Raw genomic sequence first — 3,125 nt, 5'->3', positions numbered from 1 at the left:
CGTAAGCGCGGCCTCAAGGCCCTCTTGACGTCGACTTGTTGACGGAGTCGACGGCGCTCAGACGTCGAGCACATGCCGCAGGACATGGAACGGTACTCGCCAAGTCTCGCCATCGCTGGTGCCCAGGGTGGCGGTGCGCTGGTTGATGCGCACGATCACGCCGGTGATGTTGCGACCCTCACGGTCGTTGAACGTGACGGTGTCTCCGCGTTGGAACTCGCGGGCGTGTGTTGTCGCGATGGCAGGTTCCGGCGGTGGCTCATAGAGAGCGTGGTCGTCGCGACGTTCTGCACCGTGATAGCCCTGAATCGCCAGGCACGGGATCTTCCAGGTCCGCTTGGTGCCTTCCTCCAGCACCGTCGCCTGCGTATCCTTCAAAGCGATGATCTTGCCGCGGCGCATCTGACCGTCGCGGAAGTCCACGAACTGCACAGGCTGGCCCAGATGGAGGTTCGCACGAGCGGCAATGCCCCGACGCGGGTCGGCCAGCATGCCCTCGATCAAGGCCTTGAGCTGGAAGAGCTGCAAGCTGCTCGCGCCCTCGAGGGCTTCGGTCATCCGCGGGTCGATGCCTTGCAGGATCACTCTCGTCTTCCTTCGTTGCGCAGCCTGGTCGCGTATGGTTCAGGCTGCCAGTCGTTGCTCAATGTGGTGCCCGCCGATGTTCCACGGCAGCAACTCGTCGATGCGGTTGATCGGATGGTCGGCAATGCGTGCGAGCACATCGCGCAGATACGCCTGCGGATCAAGCCCGTTCAGCTTGGCCGTCTCCACCAGACTGTAGATCGCCGCGGCCCGCTCGCCGCCGGCGTCCGAGCCCATGAAGAGATAGTTCGATCTTCCCAGGGCCACGCCACGCAGGGCACGCTCCGCCGCGTTGTTGTCGATCTCGATGCGGCCATCGTCACGGTAGCGGGTCAGCGATGTCCAGCGCGAGAGCGAATAGCCGATCGCCTTGGCCAGTTCCGACTTCGTCGACACCTTGCCCAGCATGCTCGTGAGCCAGGCACGCAGGTCTTCCAGCAGCGGTCCGGCGCGGGCTTGCCGCACCTGGCGTCTCACATCGGGCGGCTGCCCTTGGATCTGGGCTTCGATCGCGTACAGCGCCGCAATGCGCTGCAGCGCCTGCTCGGCGATCGAGCCCGGCACGAAGCCCTGGCTCTCATGCAGGTCCCAGAACGGTCGACGCGCGTGAGCCCAACAAGAAGCTTCGACGACGTGCCCGCTTGCGTAAATCTTGCCGTACCCGCCATACGCATCGGCTTGGAGGATGCCGCTGTAGCTGGCAAGGTGTGCTTGCGGATGCTCGCCCTTGCGGTTGGGCGAGTAGCGATACCAGGCCGCAGGAGGTGCTGCGTTTGCGGCCGGCCGGTCGTCGCGCACGTACACCCACAGCCGGCCGGTCTTGGTGCGGCCGCGGCCGGGATCGAGCACGGCCACCGGTGTGTCATCGGCGTGCACCTTCTCACCGGCCAGCACGTAGCGACCGAGCGCGGCCACCAGCGGGTCGAACAGCTTCTCGCTCTGGCCCACCCAGCCCGCCATGGTCGAAGGATCGATGACGACGCGGTCGCGCCAGTAGATGCGGCTCAGGCGGTGAAGTGGAATGTGATCGCAGTACTTGGACACCAGCACGTTGGCGAGCAGCCCAGGGCCCGCTACGCCGCGTGTGATCGGTCGGCTGGGCGCCGGTGCCTGGAAGATCGCTTCGCAAGCGACGCAGGCCAGCTTGGGCCGCACATGCCGGATCACCTTGAAGCGCGAGGGCACGTACTCCAGCTGCTCGGAGACGTCGTGCCCGATCAGACGGAGGCGACCACCACAGGCGGCGCAGCCGCAGGGCTGACCACCTGCGTCGTGGTGCGCGGAGGTTGTCTCCGGTCGATAGACCTGGCTCTCGCGCGGCAGGTGGGCGGGGAGCTTGCGATCGATCTGCGGTGCGTTGGCCGCATCTGCCGCGGCCGACACGATCGGCGCCGGGCGTTCATACAGTGGTTCACCTTCCAGAAGAGCGATTTGTGCGTCATCGAGCTGCTCGCTGGACGATCCGAAGCGCGCCCGAAGGCTGCGCAGCAACTGCAGCTTGAGCTTGTCGACCATCAGCTTGAGGAGCACCACTTCGGCGTCTCGCTCCTGGACCACTCGCAGCAAACCTTCAACGGTGTGGGGTGTGGTGGAGTCGTTGGCGGGCGTCGTCACGTCCTCCACTGTGCCGTGCGTTCGGCACGTCGAACATCGGTGCTACACCGGAGGATTCTTCATACAGTGGTGGCGCAGTTGATCAGGCTGCAAGTAACGGCTCATGCGTGCGCACCGGCATGCGCCAGTCGATGCCTTCCAGCAGCATCGAGAGTTGCGCCGGCGTAAGCGAGACGCTGCCGGACGTGGCCTGCGGCCAGACGAAGCGGCCGCGCTCAAGCCGCTTGGCCAGCAGCATCAGTCCCTGGCCGTCGAACCACAGGACCTTCAGGATGTCGCCGCGCTTGCCACGGAAGACGAAGACGTGGCCGCAGAACGGATTGGCCGCGAGCGCCGTCTGGGCCATGGCAGCCAAACCATCGAAGCCCTTCCTCATGTCGGTGTGGCCGGCCACGATCCACACGCGCGTGTTCGAGGGAAGGCCGATCACACGCGCTGCGCCAACGCGTCGAGTGCGATGCCCAGTCGTTGTGCATCCACCTGGCCGTGCAGGCGAACACGGGCACCGTAGATCTCGATCTCGATGATCGACGGCTCCGAGGGCGCACATGGCGGCGCAGGCGTACTCGCAGGAGACGACGCTTGCAGCGTCACTGGCAACAGCGCCGGTGCCTGCTCAGCGGCGCGATCGCTGGCACCATGCAGAACGATCCAGCGCCGCAACAGGTTCGCGTTGACTCCGTGCATCATGCCGGTGGCGGCGACCGAAGTTCCAGGTACCTGACATTGCCGAACCAATTCAGCCTTGAACTCGTCGGCGTAGACGCGCTTGCCATTGCTGCGCACGCCCAGCACTCCCCGTGGAAGTTGCCTTGGGTGTTCTCTCTCGGTCAGGATATCCATGCTGCGTCCACTACTCATGTCAGTGGACGCAAGGGTGACGCGACGCCTCTGTCAACTCAAGAGGGTACTGAGGCCACGCTTAC

The 3,125-nt window shown here is 65.2% G+C and carries 4 protein-coding genes; all 4 read right to left on the bottom strand.

All coding sequences use genetic code 11. The features are described 5' to 3' along the window. Positions 1–57 precede the first annotated feature (57 nt). On the bottom strand, positions 58–585 hold the full coding sequence (locus J2X92_RS29450) for a hypothetical protein (RefSeq protein ID WP_307581427.1): 528 nt from the start codon (positions 583–585) through the stop codon (positions 58–60). A 39-nt stretch (positions 586–624) separates the two neighbouring features. Then, positions 625–2,199, bottom strand: coding sequence for an IS66 family transposase (gene tnpC / locus J2X92_RS29445; protein WP_307581425.1), 1,575 nt, complete (start codon positions 2,197–2,199; stop codon positions 625–627). An 82-nt stretch (positions 2,200–2,281) separates the two neighbouring features. Next, complete coding sequence (gene tnpB, locus J2X92_RS29440) at positions 2,282–2,629, bottom strand: IS66 family insertion sequence element accessory protein TnpB (RefSeq protein ID WP_307581423.1); 348 nt, start codon at positions 2,627–2,629, stop codon at positions 2,282–2,284. Beyond that, a complete protein-coding gene (tnpA, locus tag J2X92_RS29435) occupies positions 2,626–3,042 on the bottom strand; it encodes an IS66-like element accessory protein TnpA (RefSeq protein WP_307581421.1) in 417 nt (138 codons plus the stop codon). Before tnpA ends, tnpB begins: the two co-directional genes overlap by 4 nt. Positions 3,043–3,125: the final 83 nt, after the last annotated feature.

The sequence above is a fragment of the Variovorax paradoxus genome, from assembly GCF_030811855.1.
Lineage (GTDB): Bacteria > Pseudomonadota > Gammaproteobacteria > Burkholderiales > Burkholderiaceae_C > Variovorax > Variovorax paradoxus_L.
The sequence above is the reverse complement of the archived record's forward strand: the minus strand, read 5'-3'. Positions and strand labels throughout refer to the sequence as shown.